This window comes from Mycoplasma tracheobuteonis (assembly GCF_054456995.1).
Window position 1 is genome coordinate 83,734 of the sequence record NZ_JBTKTG010000002.1, and the last position, 18,969, is coordinate 102,702.

Below are 18,969 nucleotides of genomic sequence, written 5' to 3' on the forward strand. Positions count from 1 at the left end.
AATTTTATCTAAATAAGTTAGCACGATTGATGAATCAATCGTCATTGTTTTCTTTTACAGTTTCCTCAAGAAACTCAGGTTCTACAACAGGTGGTAATTGATCCTTGTGTGTATTGATATAATCCTTAATTTCAGTTACTCTAGCGTGTGAAATAGGATAAATATATTTATAAGGATCTCCGAAGATATATGTGACAAAACCTTGTAATCACTCACTATCTCCTTTTTTAGCTAGTTCATCTAAAACTTCTTGGTTATTAGATGTGACTACAATAAAACGATCTGAACCGAACATAATTTTGATTTGTTTAAAAAGAGCTGCTTGTTTTTTAAATTCGGGCTTAGATAAGATAATTGAGTCTATATTTGCAAGTGAATTTTTGAAAATAGCTGTGTAATTATAATCAGAATTTTGTTGGATTCATCTTGCATCGTTTACATATTCTTCAATTCCACGTTTTTGCAGAAATTCTTCATAAGGAACTTTCTTAGCAATTGGTGTTTCTTTATTATATTCTAAACTGCTGAAATCTTGAATTTTGTTTATATCTATCTCTCTAGTTGAAATAAGATTTTCTTTTTCACCTGTGTTAGCTTGTTGATTAATAATCTCTGAATCAACATCTTTGATATCACCTTCTTGCTCATTATTATTTAATAGAAATTCTCTTGTTTGATTTAGCATTTCATTAACCATTGTTTGAGTTTGATTATTTTGCTCAATTGCACTTGAGAATGATAAATCCATTTGTGAATAATCGTCTTCTTTGATTAATTTATCAGCAATAAATGAATCTTGCACTGAAGCATTTAAGAATGCATGAACCTTTTGATCAACAACAGTTTCAAGTTTTTCACTTTCGTTGCTTTGAACTATTTCTTCTTCTTTATTTTCACTGACTAAATCAATTTCAATACTTGGCTTAATATCGAAATGGAAGTTTTCAGATACAAGATTTAGCACACTTTCAGTTGTATGATGTTGAATGTTTATATCTTGCATTTGATCTAAATCAAGAGCTGAACTTTCTTCTTCATCTTCTTGTGGAGCAGTTAAATTAATAAATACTTCAGGTTCTTCTTCCTCAACTTGTGGTGCTTCAACAACAGGTTGTTGAATTTGAATCTTTTCTTCTTTAGGTGGTTGGATAACAACTTGTTGTGCTTGAGGTTGAGATGCAACTACATCTTCTGTTTGAAATTCTTGTAATGCCTTTAGAAGTCCTAATTCAATAATTTCAAATGGGAATTGACTTCTTTGCACCTTGATAAACATATCGTAGAAAGTATCGGCTAAAACAAAACAATTATGTACTGAAGTTGTAAGTTGATTTAATTCAGCTTCTGAATAAATTGCAAGTAAGTCACTTGAATGAGTTTTTAGATAAAGTAGTTTTTCTTTATTTAAGTTTAATAACGAAAGCACAAGTTGGCTTGGATCAATTCCTTTTTGCTCTAATTCATTGAGTTTTTTGATTAATTCATAAGCATTAGCGTTTAGAATTAAGTTCATTAAAGCAATTGTTTCTGATGTAGATAAAATACCAAAGTTAGCATATAAACTACTTGCTGTGATATTTCCGCCATTAAATGAAGCTGCTTGATCTGCAATTGATAAAGCATCACGCATACCACCACTTGATAAACGAGCAATTATTCTTAAAGCTTCTTGTTCGTAAGTGATTCCTTCTAAATCAAGCACATGTGCAAGATGTTGCATGATATCTTTATCACTCATACGATTAAAATTAAATGATTGAACTCTAGAACGAATTGTTAGAGGTACCTTTTGTACATCAGTAGTAGCAAGAATGAATATAGAATGTAAAGGAGGTTCTTCAAGTGTTTTTAAAAGAGCATTAAAAGCACTCTTGGTTAACATATGCACCTCATCAATGATGTAAATTTTGTATTTACTATTGATTGGAGCTTGTTCTATTTTTTCTTTTAAGTCTCTAATTTCATCAACACCATTGTTTGAAGCTGCATCCATTTCAATGATATCCAAACTATCATTAAAATGATTTAAGCAATTTGCACAGGATTGCATTGAATTAGAAGAATGTGAGCAATTTAAAACATTAGCAAAAATTTTAGCTACAGATGTTTTCCCAGTTCCTTTTGGTCCACAGAATAAATAAGCATGTCCAACTTTACCTGAAAGAAGAATATTTTGTAGCGTTTTAACGATGTGTTCTTGTCCCACAACTTGTTCAAAAGTATTAGGTCTATATTTTCTATATAATGTCTTGTAACTCATTTTGCTCCTTTATGTTTTAATATTATAAACAATTAAAAAAATTGCTAATATAAATAAATAAAATTTATTATATTAAAAACTTTTAGTCCTAAAACATAGGAATATTCGTAAATTTTCATATTCCATAAAATGAAAATAAAAAAAGTCCTAAGGACTTGATTATTTAGCTTCAACTTCAGCAGCTTTTCTAGCAGCTTTTGCTTGTTCTTTAGCTAATTTTTTTGCACGAGCTTCAGCACGTAATTTGTTTTTTAATCTAACTACTTTACGCATGTTAATCCTTTTCATTTAATTATTAATAATTATGAATTTATTTTACTATAAAAGTTAAATTTTTAAAAATTTTTTTCTTAAGAATAACTAGTTAAAATAGATTTTTTAGTAATATAAAATTGATAAAAATTCTTATATTTTCACTTCACAAGCTTAAGGAAAAAATCAAAAATCAATCTAGGCTTTTTATAACTATGTAAATAAAATAAATTATAATTAAAAGGAAACTTTTATTCAAATAGGGGTATTTATGAAAAAAGAAAAAGAAAAAATCGTAACTGAGAAAATTATTAATGAAACATTAGATCGTATTATGGCTGATCGTTTTGGAAGATACTCAAAATATGTTATTCAACAAAGAGCACTTCCTGATGTTAGAGATGGGCTAAAGCCTGTACAACGTAGAATTTTATATGCTATGTATGGCTTAGGTCTTTTTAGCGATAAACAATACAAGAAATCAGCTAGAGTTGTTGGTGATGTTATTGGTAAATACCACCCTCACGGAGATTCTTCTGTTTATGAAGCTATGGTTAATATGTCTCAATGATGAAAAATGAATCTTCCTCTTTTAGATATGCACGGAAATGTCGGTTCAATTGATAATGACCCTGCAGCTGCCATGCGTTATACAGAGGTAAGACTTTCTAAAATTGCTGAATTTATTATTGGTGATATAAAGAAAAATACAGTTAAATTTGCTCCTAACTTTGATGACTCAGAAGTAGAACCTACAGTCTTACCTTCAATTTTCCCTAACTTACTTGTAAATGGTTCAATGGGTATTGCTATTGGGATGGCCACAGATATGCCTCCTCACAACTTAGGAGAAATCATTGATGCATCTATCTATCGGATTTTAAATCCATATGCTACATTTTATGATGTAGTTAAGTTTATAAAAGGGCCAGATTTTCCTACAGGTGGAATTATTCGTGGTACTAAAGGTATACTCGAAGCCTTTGACACAGGTAGAAACCAAAAAGATAAAATTAGATTATTTGCTAAATACAACATATTTGAAAAAGAGAAATATAAGTACATTGAAATTACTGAAATCCCCTATGGTGTAGTTAAATCTAAATTAGTTTATGATATTGATAACATCATAAATAATAAAGATGTTGATGGAATTATAGAAATCAAGGATCAATCAGATCGTGAAGGAATTAACATTTTAATTACTTTAGATGCTAATGCTAGTGAAAAAAGTATTTTAACCTACTTATTCCAAAAAACAGATTTACAAGTTACATATTCTTACAATAATACTTGCATTGTACAAAATTCACCTAAAACACTTGGAATTGTACAATTAATTGATAGCTACATTTTACACGTTAAAGATATCAAAACTAAGACTTTAATTTATGACTTAGAAAAATATAAATTACGTCTTGAAATAGTAGAAGGTTTTATTAAAGTATCTGAAATTACTGATAAAGTAATCGAGGTAATTAGAAAAACCGAAGGATCTAAAGCTGGTGTAATTGAAAACTTAATTAATGCTTTTGGTTTTACCAAAAATCAAGCTACAGCTATTGCTGAGTTAAGACTTTACAGATTAAGTAAAACAGATAAAGAAGCTTACTTAAGTGAAAAAGCTGAATTAGTATCAGAAATTAACCGCATAAACCTACTACTTAGTGACGAAGGTAAATTTAACGATTTTATTATCGACCAATTAAGTCAATTAAAATTAATGTTTGCTAAGCCTAGAAAAACTCAAATTGTTGAAGAAGAATTTGACTTTAGCTACAACGAAACAGACTTAATCAAAGAAGAAATGATTAATATAGGACTTTCACGTAGTGGATACATAAAACGCCTATCACAAAGGGTTGTAGATTCAAATAACTTTGAAACATATAATTTAAAAGATGATGATTATTTAGTATATTTTGGAAAAGTAAATTCAATTAATAATCTATTGATTTTTACTGCTTTAGGTAACTATATGATTATCCCAGCTTACAAGATTCAAGAATCTAAATGAAAAGATTTAGGTTTCCACTTATCTAATTTTGCTGACTTCCTTCTTGCTGATGAAGTTGTTGCTGTTTATGAAATTAATAATTGAGATTCTTTAGTTTATATTGCTTTAGGAACTAAGAATGGATATTTCAAAAAGACCTTGCTACAAGACTTTTCTGTATCAAGAATCAATAAATCTTATACAGCTATTTCAATGGAAAAAGGTGACAAATTACTCAATGCAACTATTTGCAACGGTTCACGTGATGTAGTTATAGTGACTGAAAATGGTTGTGTTTCAAGATATAGCGAAAATGACTTACCTCAATATGGGTCAAAAGCCAAAGGAAATAAGGGAGTTTACTTATCACTTAACGATAAAGTTCAAGCATTTACAACCGTAAATACTGATGGTTTATTAGGACTTGTTTCTCACAATGGTCAAATTGTAAAAATCAAAGCTGATAAGCTACCATTCGTGCCTAAAAACATTAAAGGAAAAGCTATTTTTAAAGATGCTAAAAAATTCGTGGTTAATAATATTGCTGAAATTTCAAATGATGAAACAACTATGCTGGTTCGTGATGTACTTGAACGTAGTTTTATTGATGAAGTTAAATCATATGCAATTTCAACTGATACTCCTAGAATTTACCACTTAGATGTAGCTAACCCTGAAAAAATTGCTTTCAATATCAAATACTTTGATCAAGATTATAAAGCAGGAGAAATGATTTTCTCTAAAGAAAGAGTGCAAACTGAAGCTAAAACTTTAGAACAAGTTAGAATACTTCAAGAATCAGCTACTGCTGCTATTAATGCTTTAATGGATAAGATTAACAAAAACTTAGAAGCTGATAAAAAGAAAGATAAATAATATATTTACAAGTAACAATTTTTGCTCTTGTTACTTGTTTTTTAATAACCTTTTTAATAATGTTGTTATAATACATGCGATATGAAAAATCATTCAATTAATATCTTATTTTTAGGTGATATTTTTGGAACACCAGGTGTGAAAACTGTAGAAAAATTTCTACCTACCCTAATCAAAGATTTTTCAGTTGATTTCACTATTGCACAGGGTGAAAATGTAACTGGTAGAAAAGGATTAGATAAAAAAGATTACGATAGACTTTCACAAGCTGGAGTAAATGCTTTTACAATGGGGAACCACGTATGAGCAAATAATGATATCGAAAACTTTATCGCAGATAGCAATGTTATTAGACCATATAATATTGATCCAGAATATTCAGGTGTAGGAAGCAAAATATTTGATGTTAAAGGAAACACTTTAAGAGTAACTTCTATTATGGGGATTACATTTAACGAACTTATGTCTCCTTGAAAACAAGCTCAAGCTAATAACTTCTTCGATGCAATGGATGAATTGCTTGAAGAAGAACCAAAAGCTGATTTTCACTTTGTTGATTTCCATGCAGAAACAACAAGTGAAAAAAACGTTTTTGCCTTATACCTAGATGGAAAAGTTGATGCAATATGTGGAACACATACTCATGTGCAAACTAATGATGCAAGAGTTCTTCCTAATGGTACTTGCTATGTAACTGATGCAGGTATGACAGGTCCAATGAATAGTGCTATTGGCGCAAATTTTGATGAAGTTTATCACAAGATGCGTTACAATGCACACGAACGCTTTAAAGTAAGTGATAACAATACACAAATTAATGGTGTTATCATCAAATTAGATAAAGTAAATGGTAATTCTATTCAATTACTTAATATTTCTGATATCCAAATCTAAATTAATCAGCAAGCCTGATTTTTTTATACCCACTTTTAAGGTGCAATCTTATTTCAGTATATATGCAACTTTTCCAAAATACCTATGCCATAGGATTAAAATGAAATCTCAATAGATAAATTGATAAATTAAAAATCAAGAACAAAAAGCTCTTGATTTTTAATTTATATAAATGGTTTTAACACTACTCCATAGCGTTTTGCTTGTTTTTGAAATTCATTTTAATAGGACAACCTCTGAAGTCAAAAGTTGCTCTTAATTGATTTTCTAAGTAACGTTGATATGAGAAGTGTAAGTATTTTTTATTATTAACAAAGAATGTAAATGTAGGAATTTTAGCTCTTTCTTGACGAGCGAAGTAAATATTTAATCTACCACCATTAAATGGTACAGCAGGTTGAATAATTTGAGTTTCCATAATTAAGTTAGATAACATTGAAGGTTTGATATCTCTTTCAAGATTTGTTCTAACCATATTAATAGTTTCATATAATTTGTTTAAACGTTGGTTGTATTTTGCAGAGATGAACACAAAAGGTACTCAAGGAACAAAGTGGAATTTGTTTCTAAGTTTCTTTTCATATTGAGCCATAGTATTTGTTTCTTTTTCAACTAGATCTCATTTGTTTATAACTACAATAATAGGTTTTTCGTTTTCTAATGCATATCCAATTATACGTGAATCGAAGTGTGAAACTTCTTCTTGTGTTGCATCAATAACGATTAATGATAAATCAGCTTCAGCAAGAGAGTTCATCGCTCTCATTAGTGCATAGTGGTCAACTGATTCAACTAATTTTGATTTTTTAGTTATACCAGCTGTATCAATAACATTATAGACCTTACCATCAATTTCTACAAGTGATTTAACTGAATCACGTGTTGTTCCTGCTATAGGGGAAACGATTGAACGTTCTTCTTTAGCGAGGTTATTAAGCAATGAACTTTTTCCTGCATTAGGCTTACCAATAATTGCAAGATTAAATGTTTCGATATTTTCTTCTTCACTAAAATCTAAATCTTCAATACATCTATTTAGCACATCACCAATACCTTCTCCGTGAAGTGCCGAAATAGGGAAAATGTGATCTACACCTAATTTATATCAAGTGTAATCGAATTGTTGATTATCTTCAAGTTTATTTGCTACAGCAATAACTGGTTTATGACTTTTATGAAGAATATTCATGATAAACATATCATCATTAGTGATTTCGCTTGTTCCATCAAATAAGAAGATAATTACATCAGCTTCTTCGATAGCAATTTTAGCTTGGATTTGAATTTGTTCTTGAAAAGGTCTATTTTCAATTTCAATTCCACCTGTATCAATGATTTTTAATTCTTTTCCTGCTCAATGGATTTTTTCATAAAGTCTATCACGTGTAACACCTGGTTCATCGTGTACGATTGAAACTTTTTTACCTATGAGCTTGTTGAAAAAGGTACTTTTTCCAACATTAGGTTTTCCAATAATAGCTACTGTATTACGCATTCTTACCTCCTTGTAAGGTTTTAATTTTGTTATCTATAATTTGTAGGATGTGATCTAAGACTTCTTCTAAATTCATATCAGTACAATCTACATAAATTGCATCTTCAGTTCTATGAAGAGGATCGATTGCTCTATTCATATCTTGAGCGTCTCTTAATTTAACTTCATATAAAACTTCTTGAAAATCTGTGTTGTATCCTAAAGCTTGGTTTTGCTCCAATCTTCTTCTAGCACGTTCTTCTTCACTTGCTCATAGGAAGATTTTTACTTCAGCATGAGGCATAATTTTAAATGTTGTATCACGACCATCAATAATGTAACCCTTACTTTTAAGTGTCATTTTTTGAATGAAATCTACAACAAATTCACGCACTTGAGGAATCTTTGCAACAGTTGGTGTAATTTTTGAGATGTAATCAGCTCTAATATCGTGTGAGATATCCACTCCACGAAGTAATGTTACATCATTAGGTTTTAACTCAATCATTCCAGGTTCTAGTGAAGCAATGATCTTATCTGTTTCATGAGATTCGATTCCTTGTTTGTTTGCATTATATGCAACTGCACGATATGCACTACCACTATTAATAAATGTGTATCCTAATCGTCTTGCAATTTCTTTTGATATTGTTGATTTTCCTGCACCACTTGGTCCATCAATAGCTATATTAACTTTCATATGTTCTCCTACAATTAAATATAAATAAAAATGCACAAAATTATATTTCGAGTTTATTTACCTTTACTCGAGTAGTATTTGTGCCTTTGTTTTTATTGGCTACTTGAGTACTATTAGGTTGAGAATTTATGATTTCATAGATTACTTTATTCTTATCATTAATTTCATAAAAAGAATAATTTTCCATGAAGCAACCTGATAGGTTCAAGTATTCAACTCCAATTTTGTTTAATTCATCTTCTACATTTTTAATTGGCTTTTTATCGGTTATAAAAGATTGCTCATCACATCAATCTTGAGGAGCTTGGATATTAAAATGTTTAATTTCGACTAATTCTGATCCAAAAAATTTATTAATTCATTTCACTTCTTTTTCAAGTTCATTATTATCTTGAATCGCAAGGTATTTTAGCCTTTGAAATGAAGGAATTTCTTGGGCAGATTGTTTTGTTTTATAACCTAATTTACCCATAGCTTTATTTTACTATATTAATTTACAAAAAAGTTATAAAAATAAAGAAAAAAGGCTATTTAAAAGCCTTTATCACAGCCTCCTTAAACACTTTCTCATCCAATGGATGGAATGTGTTTACCTTTTGATAAGCTGTTTTAATTACAAAAGTAATGTACTCTTTATTATTCTTAAATAACTCAGCAATAGGTCTTTCACTAACTAATAATTTATCTAGTTCCGGATCTGAAGGAATTTCTCTATCTGAAGTGTCTATTTGTGACTTAAAGAAATTTTCATACACAGGTGAAGAATAAATAAACATTAAAGAATAATAGATAACTTTAGAAGCAAATATTTTAGGATATTTCTTAAACATCATTGAATTAGTGATGTAGTCCTTAAACATTGTAAAGCTATTTCTATTTTTAATATAACTTTTATCTATATCTAAGTTATATTCTTCTATATTCATTTCTGATATATCAGCTCATGAAATATGTATTCTCTCTTTTTTGCTTAGTAATACTATTAGCGCAAAAACCACAATAACAACATAAAAGATTAGGGAACAGTAACTAATTAAAGCAAAAGCTCCTAGTCAACTAAATGGTTCTAGAACATCTGTTTTATCATTTCCTCATACTTTTAGTGTTCCTGTTGCATATACACAGAAAAATATAATAAGAATGCTTATGTAAGCTGAGCCTTGTCCAAGTTTTCAATATGTTTGTTTTCTTACTCAGTTTATATTAAATCCAGCTCTAATAAAATTAAAGTATCCATACATCTTAAATGCTGCATAAAATAGTAATGTAGCAAGTATTATTGTAATCACATATAATCAGGTAATCGTCATAAAATTATTTTACTAAATTGTCTACTTATTGGATAATTTATTTTACTTATTAAAATGGATTTTTTCTGAATCATTTTTTTGAAAATATCACTAGTTATATTTTGTTTTATAACTATCTCCTAGCCTTATTAATAAAAATGTGGAACTTTTATGGAAATAAATTTTTCACTTCATAATTGGTAAAATAATTATGAGGTAATTATTTTAATTACCTCAACTCAAAACATACTCACTTTTTATTTCAAAATTTATTATTCCATATCAAAAATCAAAATCAATATTATTAACATTTAATCTCTTATATATTTATTTTTTATGATCTAGTATAGATATTTCAATATTACATTCCGAATAAACTTTTTATATATTATTTTATTGTGAAAACAATCCTTCCACATTTTGTTTTAACTTCATTTGAATAGATCTGCCTCCTTTTTTATAGACATTAAAATCGTTATAATTCGAAGATACGATTTATTCCTCCAAATAATATTATTCTAAACATATTAGATACTTACCTATATTTTTTATCGAGATTCGCATAATAATATAATTATTTTAACAACGTCTGTTTTATTCCCGTAAAACAGACTTTTCTTTTGCAAAATAAAAACAGGAGCTTACCTGTTCTTAGAATTTAGATATCCAAACAGCACAATTCCTGTTGCCACTGAAACATTAAGAGATTGTACAGTTCCAAATTGATTAATGTGGATACATTGATCAGTTACTGAAAGTACACTTTTGCTTACTCCAGTTCCTTCATTTCCCATAACTATTATTGTGTGTTCAGGATATGAAATAGTAGTGTAATCAATTGAATCTTCCTGTAGTGTAGTTGAATAAACTCAGTATGAGTTATTTTTTAATTTAGTTAGTACAGCACTTAATGAACTTACTTTATAGAAATTCATTCCTACAAATCCACCTGAAGAGACTTTTAATGCAGTTGAATTAACTTCGGCTGCATTATCTTTTGGTAGAATAATGTCCTTAATACCTGCTGCATTAGCTGTACGGATAATTGCTCCTAAATTTTGTGGATCAACTATATGATCTAAAACTAAAATAATTTCTGGTTTATTTTTTACTAATCTATCTATATCACTGTAGTTAATGCTTTTTATAGAAACTATATAACCTTGGTGATTTGCATTATTAGACATAGAATCTAAAACTGCTTTAGAAACAAATTCAACTTCTATTTGGCGTTTTTCTACCTTGAAGTTTTTAAAAGCTTCATTTACATAAATTTTTGAAATATTTAGATTGCTATTTAAAGCATCCATTACTGAGTTTTTACCTCAAATCAATGTTTCATTATTTACCTTATTTGACTTGCTTATAGTTGTTTTAGGTTCAAATTTTTCTTTTTTTCCATATCTGGATGGTTTTTCTTTTCTCATATTTTCCTTAAATTAAATTATTGCTTGTTAATTCATCACGAAGCTTATCTGCTTCTGAATATTTTTTTTCATTGATTAAAGCTTTTCAACTGTGGTAAATTCCAGCATATTTCTTAAAATCTATCTTTTTGAAATCGTAGCCTAAAACATCAAATATCATAACTATTGTTGCATAGTATTTATCTTCTTTTGTTTTATTAGCCTGTTTAATTATTTCATTAACTTCTTTATTAAAATCAGAGAATCTTAAATTAGCTATTGCTTGCATTGATTTTTCAAATAAGTATTTGTCATAGCTGTTTTTATCAACATTTTGTAAGTAAGCTGCAAAATAGATTCTTTTAACTTTATTAATAAATGTTGTTACAGATTCCAATGTATTATCATCAATATTAATTTCACTTGTATACCCATTTTGTAAGAAAATTGTTTTAAGTACATCAGGACTATAACTTTTTATAAAGTCTTTAGGCAAGATCACATTTTTTAGTGACTTAGACATCTTTATTCCATTTAAATTAATTTGTCCTGTTCTTAATCAAGTTTTAGCAATTGGATTTCCTGTATTTGCTAAAAATTGAATGTTTTCGTTTTCATGATGTGGGAATGTTAAATCCATACCACCTGAGTGAATATCCACACCTTGCTCATTGAAGTGTTTATAAATTAATACAGCACATTCAGTATGTCAACCTGGTCTACCTTTAGAAAATGGAGAATCATACACAACACCAACTTTAGTTTTCTTTCATAAAGCAAAATCAAATGGTGATTTCTTAAAGTTGCTATATTCATTTTCTTCAGAAATCATATTATCAATTTTTTGGTTTGATACCGTGCCATAGCTATCTTTGTATTTTAGTACATCAAATCAAACATTACCTTCAGAATCTTTGTAAGCTGCACCATTATCAATTAGTTTTTGAATAAAACTTATAATTAAGTCCATATTATCAGTTACATATTCTAAGTTTGTTATAGTGTCAACATTAAATTCTTTTAATATTTCAAGATACTTATCAGCATATATTTTTGCTATTTCTTCTTCACTTTGATTTGTTTCGATTGCTTTATTTATTATCTTGTCATCAATATCAGTGATATTATGTACAAACTTAAATTCTTTTCCTAATGCTCTGTGGGCTTTTAGTATTAAATCCATTACTAAAATAGGTCTTAAATTCCCGATATGAACATCATTATAAACTGTAGGGCCACAAGTGTAAACTTTAATCATTAAATCTCCTTAATTAGTTTATTCAATTATAATATATTTAGTTTTCAAATTATTAAAAATCCTATATATAAGAAGTGAAAATTTTAATGTTTAAGCCTATACAATATTAATAATTTTATATAATATAAAAAATTATTAATATACCTATATTTAAGGAGTATGATGTCATTAAAACAAAAAGTTAAGCTTGCGATAAATCAAGCTTTAAAACAACTACAAAATGAAGGCTTTTTTACTAGTGATCTTAAAATTGATGATTTAAGTTTTAATGTGGTTCAACCTAATGTTCCTGAAAACTTAAATGCTCAACAAGTGCAATATGACTTTTCAACTAATGTTGCTTTCATCGTAAAACAATATGCTGTAGATAAAAATCCTATGACTTCAGCTGAAAAGATAGCTGATTTACTAAATAAAGATGCTTTATTTAGTCAAGTTGATGTAACTCGTCCTGGATTTTTAAACATAGTTTTAGCTAATGATGCTTTTATTCAAACTATTCAACAAGTCATCAGTGAACAAGATGCTTTTGGTGGAAAATATGTAGAAGGAGAAAAACTAAATGTTGAATTTGTTTCAGCTAACCCAACAGGATTCTTGCATGTAGGACATGCCAGAGGTGCTGCATTCGGTGATTCACTTGTTAAAATTCTAAGACATGCAGGTTATGATGTTGAGGCTGAATATTATGTAAATGATGCTGGTAATCAAATTAATGTCTTAACTGATTCTATTTGAGTTAGATATTGTGAATTATTCAACATCCAACACCAAATGCCTGAAGATTGCTACAGAGGGAATGATATTATTTGAGGTGCTCAACAAATCAAAGATAAGTATGGTGACGAATTTATTGAGTTAGATCAAATAAAACGTGAAAAATTAGCAACTATAGCAACAAAAATTATGTTGGATAAAATCAAAGAAGATTTAGCTAGCTTTAACGTTACATTTAATACATTCTCAAGCGAAAAAGCAATTAAACAATCAGGTGCTATTGAAAAAACGCTTAAGGATCTATCAAATGCAACTTACCTACAAGATGGTGCCTTATTCTTAAAAACCAAAGCTTTAGGTGATGATAAAGATCGTGTATTAGTCAAATCAAATGGTGATTATACTTATTTCTTACCTGATATCGCTTATCACCAATTTAAGTTTAATAAATGCAGTAAATTAGTAAACATTTTTGGAGCAGACCACTCAGGATATATCCAAAGAATGAAGATCGCAATGCAATATTTAGGATTTAATCCAGATAATTTAAACATCTTAACTATTCAATTAGTTAGATTAATCAAAGATGGACAAGAATTCAAAATGTCTAAGCGTGCTGGAACAAGCGTTACTTTAGCTGATTTAATGGATGTTTCTTCAACAGATGCTATTAGATTCATGATGTTAACAAGAGAAATCAATAATAAATTTGACTTTGATATTGACTTCGCTAACTCACAAGATTCAAAAAACCCAGTATTCATAGTACAATATGCGCACTCAAGAGCAGTTTCTCTTCTAGATAGACTAACTAAAGATGCAATTAATAAAAACATTCAATTCACTGATAAAGCTAAAAAAGTTATCGTTGAATTAGATAACTTTGATGAATTAATCAAAACTATTATTTCAACTACTAAAGTTAACTTAATGACTCAATACTTAATTAATTTAGCTAAATTATTTAACAGTTTTTACGCTGAAACTAAATTATTAAATCACGAAGATCAAAGTACATATGCTTACTTAGTTCAAGCTGTACAAATCGTTTTACAACTAGGGCTTAAACTTATTGGTGTTTCAGCTCCTAAATCAATGTAATAATAAAATAATCAAGTATAATACAAATACTTTTAAGGGGATAATTATGTCAAAAAGAACAATGCTAGAAATCGCAATTAACAAAGTAAATTCAAACCCTACAGCTGAATTTAGCTTTTTTGAATTATTTGATGCTGTAGAAAATGAATTAAAATCAGACTGAGAAGAACGTTTTGTTACAGCTGATAAATCTTATGAAAAAGTAAGAGAAACAAAAATGGGTGAATTACATCGTCTTTTAACAGTTGATAAAAGATTTCAAAGAACACCTAACGATAAATGACAAGGTAAAAACATCGAATTTTAGTAGGTAATCATGGCTTTAGTAAATGCAAAAGATATGCTAAAAAAAGCAAAGAAGAATAAATATGCTGTTCCTCACTTTAATATTAATAATTTAGAGTGAACTAAAGCAATTTTACTCACTTGCGAAGAAATGAAATCACCAGTTATTCTAGGAGTTTCTGAAGGTGCTTTAAAATATATGGGTGGTTTTGAAACTGTATCAGGAATGGTTCTTGGTATGATCAAGGATTTTAAAATCACTATTCCTGTAGCTTTACATCTAGATCACGGTACTTTTGATGGATGTATGCAAGCCATTAAATCTGAAGCTTTTACATCAATTATGTTTGATGGTTCACATCTTCCATTCGAAGAAAATAAAGAATTAACACAAGAGCTTGTTTTCCTTGCTTCAAGTAGAAATATGTCTGTAGAAGCTGAAGTTGGTTCAATTGGTGGTGAAGAAGATGGCGTTATTGGTGCCGGCGAAATTGCTGATGTTAAAGAAGCAGTTAAATTAAGTAGACAAGGAATTACAGTACTTGCTGCTGGTATCGGTAATATACATGGAATTTATCCTAAGGATTGAAAAGGATTAAACTTTGATGTGCTATCTGAATTAGCTACAGAAACTGGACTTGGAATTGTGCTCCACGGTGGTAGTGGTATTCCTAAGGATCAAATTCAAAAAGCTATCTCACTTGGTGTTACAAAAATCAATGTTAATACAGAACTTCAACTTGCAAATCATGAAGCAATTAGAGAATTTATAATCTCAGGTAAAGATTTAGAAGGTAAAAATTACGATCCTAGAAAGCTTTACAAACCAGGCTATGAAGCTATGTGCAAGGTAATTAAGGAAAAAATAATTGAATTCGGTTCAAACGAAAAGGCATAAGCCTTTTTTGTTTTGCTTTAGCAATAAAGGATTAAAATTTAGATATGAAAAAGTTTAAGAATTTAATATTAACTTTAGCAGGTATCACTACTTGCTTGATACCAGCTATCACAGTACAATGCAGCAATAAACAAACGCAAGACCAACCAACTAAGGATTCAACTTCTCAGCCTGAAAAACAACCTATATCAAAGCCAACTCCCACTCCAGAGGTACAACCAGAACCACAACCTGCTCCTCAACCTATCGAACCAGGAAATACTCCTATAACTCAACCAGTGCCAAATCCACCACAAAATAGTGCTTTAGCTATTAAATATGCTAGAGAGAATTTGCTTACTAAAAACGAAATCACTTCATATGCACCTTTAAATCAATATTTATCAACTCAAGTTAATAACTTAAGCCACATGAATAATCAAGATGAAATTGATAAAATTCAAAATAATTTTAAAGCTATGAACAAGGTGTTTTCAGCTGAAAATGAAGCTGATATGCAAATAAAGAAAAGTTGAGCTAAATTTAATTTATCAATAGATAAAATGATTCAAAAATCTCAATACATTATTGAACATGATTTAAACAATGACCAAAGTAAATCAAAATATGAACTTTACTTATCAAATTTAAATAACAGAGTAGCAAATAAACGTTTTGATTTTTCTCTAAGCGCTTTAGAATTTGATAAAGAATATACAGATGAATTAAAACAATATCAAGTTTTTATGCAAGAGAATTTACCAAATGGTTATGCAGTACTAATGGGACCTGTAGCCGATGGTGATACAGTATATGGTGTAATTTTTGGAGAATCTAATGATGGTAGCGACATTAGCAATCAATTTATGAATGTTCGTATGCACAATGGTAGAGATCTAGGTGTTCGTTTTAGAGGTGTAGACACTCCTGAAACATTTAAAAATAAACCAGACAAAGATAAAAAATTAGCTCCTAAAGAAAATGAATATGCTCAAAAAGCAAAAGTAAATTTACAAAAAATTGTTGAAGAAGAAAATTATGTCTTCTACCTTAAACAAACAGATACTGATATTTATGGTAGATGAATTTGTTTCTTCTTCCCTAACTCTGAAATGAATCTAGATGATGAATTTGGTACACAACAAGTTCGTGAAGGTCTTGCTAGATACTGATACATTCAAGATAAAAATCCTAAAGCTAAGTATTATACACACACTCAATTAGAAAGAGATTATTTAGCAAATATCATCAAAGTTCAAGCGAAAGCTCAAGAAGAAAAACGTGGATTTTGAGCCGAAAATATAAATGATGTATTCCATGTTGATGAAAAATAGCAGCGATGCTATTTTTTTTATCTAGCTCATAGGCATATTAGTTAGATTTAAACGACTTGAGCAATTTGGAAAAAGTCCAAATTTCGATATAATTCTAATAAATATAAATATTTATTAGAATTGGAGCTAAAATGGCAGAGCAAAACCAACAACAAAACAACTATAATGCAAGTAACATTCAGTTTTTAGAAGGTCTTGAACATGTTAGAAAAAGACCAGGGATGTACATTGGTTCTACATCTAAATCAGGACTTCACCACTTAGTTTGAGAAATTGTTGATAACTCAGTTGACGAATGTATGGCTGGGTTCGCATCAAGAATTGATATTACAATTACTCCTGATAATTCAATTATCGTTGAAGATAATGGGCGTGGGATTCCTGTTGATACACACGAAAGATTTAAGATCTCAGCTCTTGAAGTTGTATTAACTAAGCTTAACGCTGGAGGTAAGTTCGAATCTAATGCTTATAAGGTTTCAGGTGGACTTCATGGGGTTGGAGCTTCAGTAGTTAATGCTTTAAGTGATTCATTTAAAGCTTGAGTTAAGAGAAATGGAAATATCTATTTTGCAGAATTTGCTAACGGTGGAAAAACTATTCAATCAACTCACATTATTGGAGAATGTAATCCTAATGAAACGGGAACAAAAATTCAATTCCATCCAGACTATTTAGTAATGGAAGAACTTCCTTTTGATAAAGAATTAATTATCGACCACGCTAAACAAATTGCACACTTAAACAAAGGGCTTTATGTTTCAGTAACTGATCTTCGTGATAATACACAAGTTGAATTCCAATATGATAATGGGATTATTGATTATGTCAACGAATTAAATGAAGGGTATAAGCCTGTTACACCAGTTATTTATGCAGAAGGTGAATATTCAGTTAAAAACAATAAGGATGAAGATGTTGTTATCGGTGTAGAAGTAGCAATGCAATACCTAGCAGATTTATATCGTGGTAATGTAATTTCTTACACAAACAACATTTCAACTCACGAAGGCGGAAGTCACGTTTCTGGATTCTATGATTCACTAATGAGATTAATCAACAACTATGCAATTGAACATGGAATTATCAAAACTGATGCAGAAAAATTCACTCGTGATGATTTACTCGAAGGCGTTACAGCAGTTATCTCAATTAAACACCCTGATCCTGAGTTCGAAGGACAAACTAAAGGTAAATTAGGTTCTAAAGATGCAAGACAAGCAGTAAATAAAGTATTTAGCCCTATCTTAGAACGTTTCTTAAACGAAAATCCTGACTTAGCTAAAAAGATTATTGAAATAGCTACAACAGCTCGTAAAGGACGTTTAGCATCTAATGCAGCCAGAGAAAACGCAAGACGAAAAAACGTTTTTGAAAGTGGAGGATTACCTGGTAAATTATCAGACTGTACTTCTAAGAATGCTGAAGTCTCAGAATTATATATAGTCGAAGGGAACTCAGCTGGTGGTAGTGCTAAAATGGGTAGAGACAGAAAAACTCAAGCCATTCTACCGTTAAGAGGGAAAATTATTAATGTAGAAAAATCTCGTCAAGAAAAAGTCCTTGCTAACGAAGAAATTCTTTCATTAATCACAGCTCTAGGAACCGGATTAGGTGATAACTTCAATATTAACAAGTTAAGATACCACAAGATTGTTATTATGACTGACGCCGATGTCGATGGTGCTCACATTAGAACATTATTGCTCACATTCTTCTACAGATATTTTAAACCTTTAATTGAACACGGATTTATTTATATTGCTCAACCACCTCTTTACAAAATTCAACAAAATAAATTTGTTGCTTATGCATTCAATGATGCTCAAAAAGATGATATTTTAGCTGATTTAAATCCTAATACTAAAATTACTATTCAACGTTACAAAGGACTTGGAGAAATGGATCCTGAACAATTATGAGAAACAACAATGGATCCTGAAAACAGAAAAATGCTTCAAGTTCAAATTGAGGACGCATATAAAGCAGATCAAGTGTTTGAAACACTTATGGGTGAACGTGTCGAACCAAGACGTGAATTTATCCAAACTAATGCTAAATATGTTAAAAATATTGATTTATAATAGTAAATTCTTATAGCCTCGGCTATAAGTTTTTTTATACTTTTAGCACTAGAAGTTAGGCAAATTAGTATCAGATCCTTTGCTTAGTAGGCAATGTTATACTATCTTCAGGATGCTATATATATTTTTGTGTAAATTCATAAATTATTAAAAATGGCAAAAGAAA

The 18,969-nt window shown here is 29.5% G+C and carries 14 protein-coding genes; 7 read left to right on the forward strand and 7 right to left on the reverse strand.

Annotation, left to right across the window (positions count from 1 at the left end; translation table 4 throughout):
- Positions 1-4 precede the first annotated feature (4 nt).
- Complete coding sequence (gene dnaX / locus ACX1M8_RS01140) at positions 5-2,260, reverse strand: DNA polymerase III subunit gamma/tau (RefSeq protein WP_458836621.1); 2,256 nt, start codon at positions 2,258-2,260, stop codon at positions 5-7.
- Positions 2,261-2,783: 523 nt separating this feature from the next.
- Here dnaX and ACX1M8_RS01145 point away from each other — a divergent pair.
- Positions 2,784-5,384 (forward strand): DNA topoisomerase IV subunit A, encoded by a 2,601-nt coding sequence (locus tag ACX1M8_RS01145; protein WP_458836622.1) that lies wholly within the window; start codon positions 2,784-2,786, stop codon positions 5,382-5,384.
- A gap of 81 nt (positions 5,385-5,465) precedes the next feature.
- A complete protein-coding gene (locus tag ACX1M8_RS01150) occupies positions 5,466-6,278 on the forward strand; it encodes a TIGR00282 family metallophosphoesterase (RefSeq protein ID WP_458616303.1) in 813 nt (270 codons plus the stop codon).
- Between the two features lie 184 nt (positions 6,279-6,462).
- Here ACX1M8_RS01150 and der read toward each other — a convergent pair whose 3' ends face one another.
- From der to ACX1M8_RS01180, 6 genes are all read right to left on the reverse strand, one after another.
- Entirely contained in the window at positions 6,463-7,773 is a 1,311-nt protein-coding gene (der, locus tag ACX1M8_RS01155; protein WP_458807273.1) for a ribosome biogenesis GTPase Der, read from the reverse strand.
- Positions 7,766-8,452, reverse strand: a complete 687-nt coding sequence (cmk, locus tag ACX1M8_RS01160; protein ID WP_458616305.1) for a (d)CMP kinase — start codon at positions 8,450-8,452, stop codon at positions 7,766-7,768. Before cmk ends, der begins: the two co-directional genes overlap by 8 nt.
- 40 nt (positions 8,453-8,492) lie before the next feature.
- Complete coding sequence (locus ACX1M8_RS01165; RefSeq protein ID WP_458798190.1) at positions 8,493-8,924, reverse strand: hypothetical protein; 432 nt, start codon at positions 8,922-8,924, stop codon at positions 8,493-8,495.
- 55 nt (positions 8,925-8,979) lie between these two features.
- Positions 8,980-9,741 (reverse strand): hypothetical protein, encoded by a 762-nt coding sequence (locus ACX1M8_RS01170; protein ID WP_458836623.1) that lies wholly within the window; start codon positions 9,739-9,741, stop codon positions 8,980-8,982.
- A gap of 641 nt (positions 9,742-10,382) precedes the next feature.
- Positions 10,383-11,168 carry a 23S rRNA (guanosine(2251)-2'-O)-methyltransferase RlmB gene (rlmB, locus tag ACX1M8_RS01175; protein ID WP_458836624.1) on the reverse strand — a complete coding sequence of 262 codons (786 nt, stop codon included), beginning with the start codon at positions 11,166-11,168 and terminating at the stop codon, positions 10,383-10,385.
- 7 nt (positions 11,169-11,175) lie between these two features.
- Positions 11,176-12,405: a class I tRNA ligase family protein gene (locus ACX1M8_RS01180; protein ID WP_458798193.1), complete on the reverse strand. Its 1,230-nt coding sequence runs from the start codon at positions 12,403-12,405 to the stop codon at positions 11,176-11,178.
- 162 nt (positions 12,406-12,567) lie between these two features.
- Here ACX1M8_RS01180 and argS point away from each other — a divergent pair, with 162 nt between their 5' ends.
- The 5 genes from argS (at position 12,568) to ACX1M8_RS01205 (ending at position 18,803) form a co-directional block, all read left to right on the forward strand.
- Positions 12,568-14,223 (forward strand): arginine--tRNA ligase, encoded by a 1,656-nt coding sequence (argS, locus tag ACX1M8_RS01185; RefSeq protein WP_458810525.1) that lies wholly within the window; start codon positions 12,568-12,570, stop codon positions 14,221-14,223.
- Between the two features lie 46 nt (positions 14,224-14,269).
- On the forward strand, positions 14,270-14,530 hold the full coding sequence (gene rpoE, locus ACX1M8_RS01190) for a DNA-directed RNA polymerase subunit delta (protein ID WP_458616311.1): 261 nt from the start codon (positions 14,270-14,272) through the stop codon (positions 14,528-14,530).
- A gap of 9 nt (positions 14,531-14,539) precedes the next feature.
- Positions 14,540-15,406, forward strand: a complete 867-nt coding sequence (fba, locus tag ACX1M8_RS01195) for a class II fructose-1,6-bisphosphate aldolase (RefSeq protein ID WP_458798195.1) — start codon at positions 14,540-14,542, stop codon at positions 15,404-15,406.
- Positions 15,407-15,450: 44 nt separating this feature from the next.
- Positions 15,451-16,719, forward strand: coding sequence for a thermonuclease family protein (locus ACX1M8_RS01200; RefSeq protein ID WP_458836625.1), 1,269 nt, complete (start codon positions 15,451-15,453; stop codon positions 16,717-16,719).
- A 131-nt stretch (positions 16,720-16,850) separates the two neighbouring features.
- Positions 16,851-18,803, forward strand: coding sequence for a DNA topoisomerase subunit B (locus ACX1M8_RS01205; RefSeq protein ID WP_458835235.1), 1,953 nt, complete (start codon positions 16,851-16,853; stop codon positions 18,801-18,803).
- Positions 18,804-18,969: the final 166 nt, after the last annotated feature.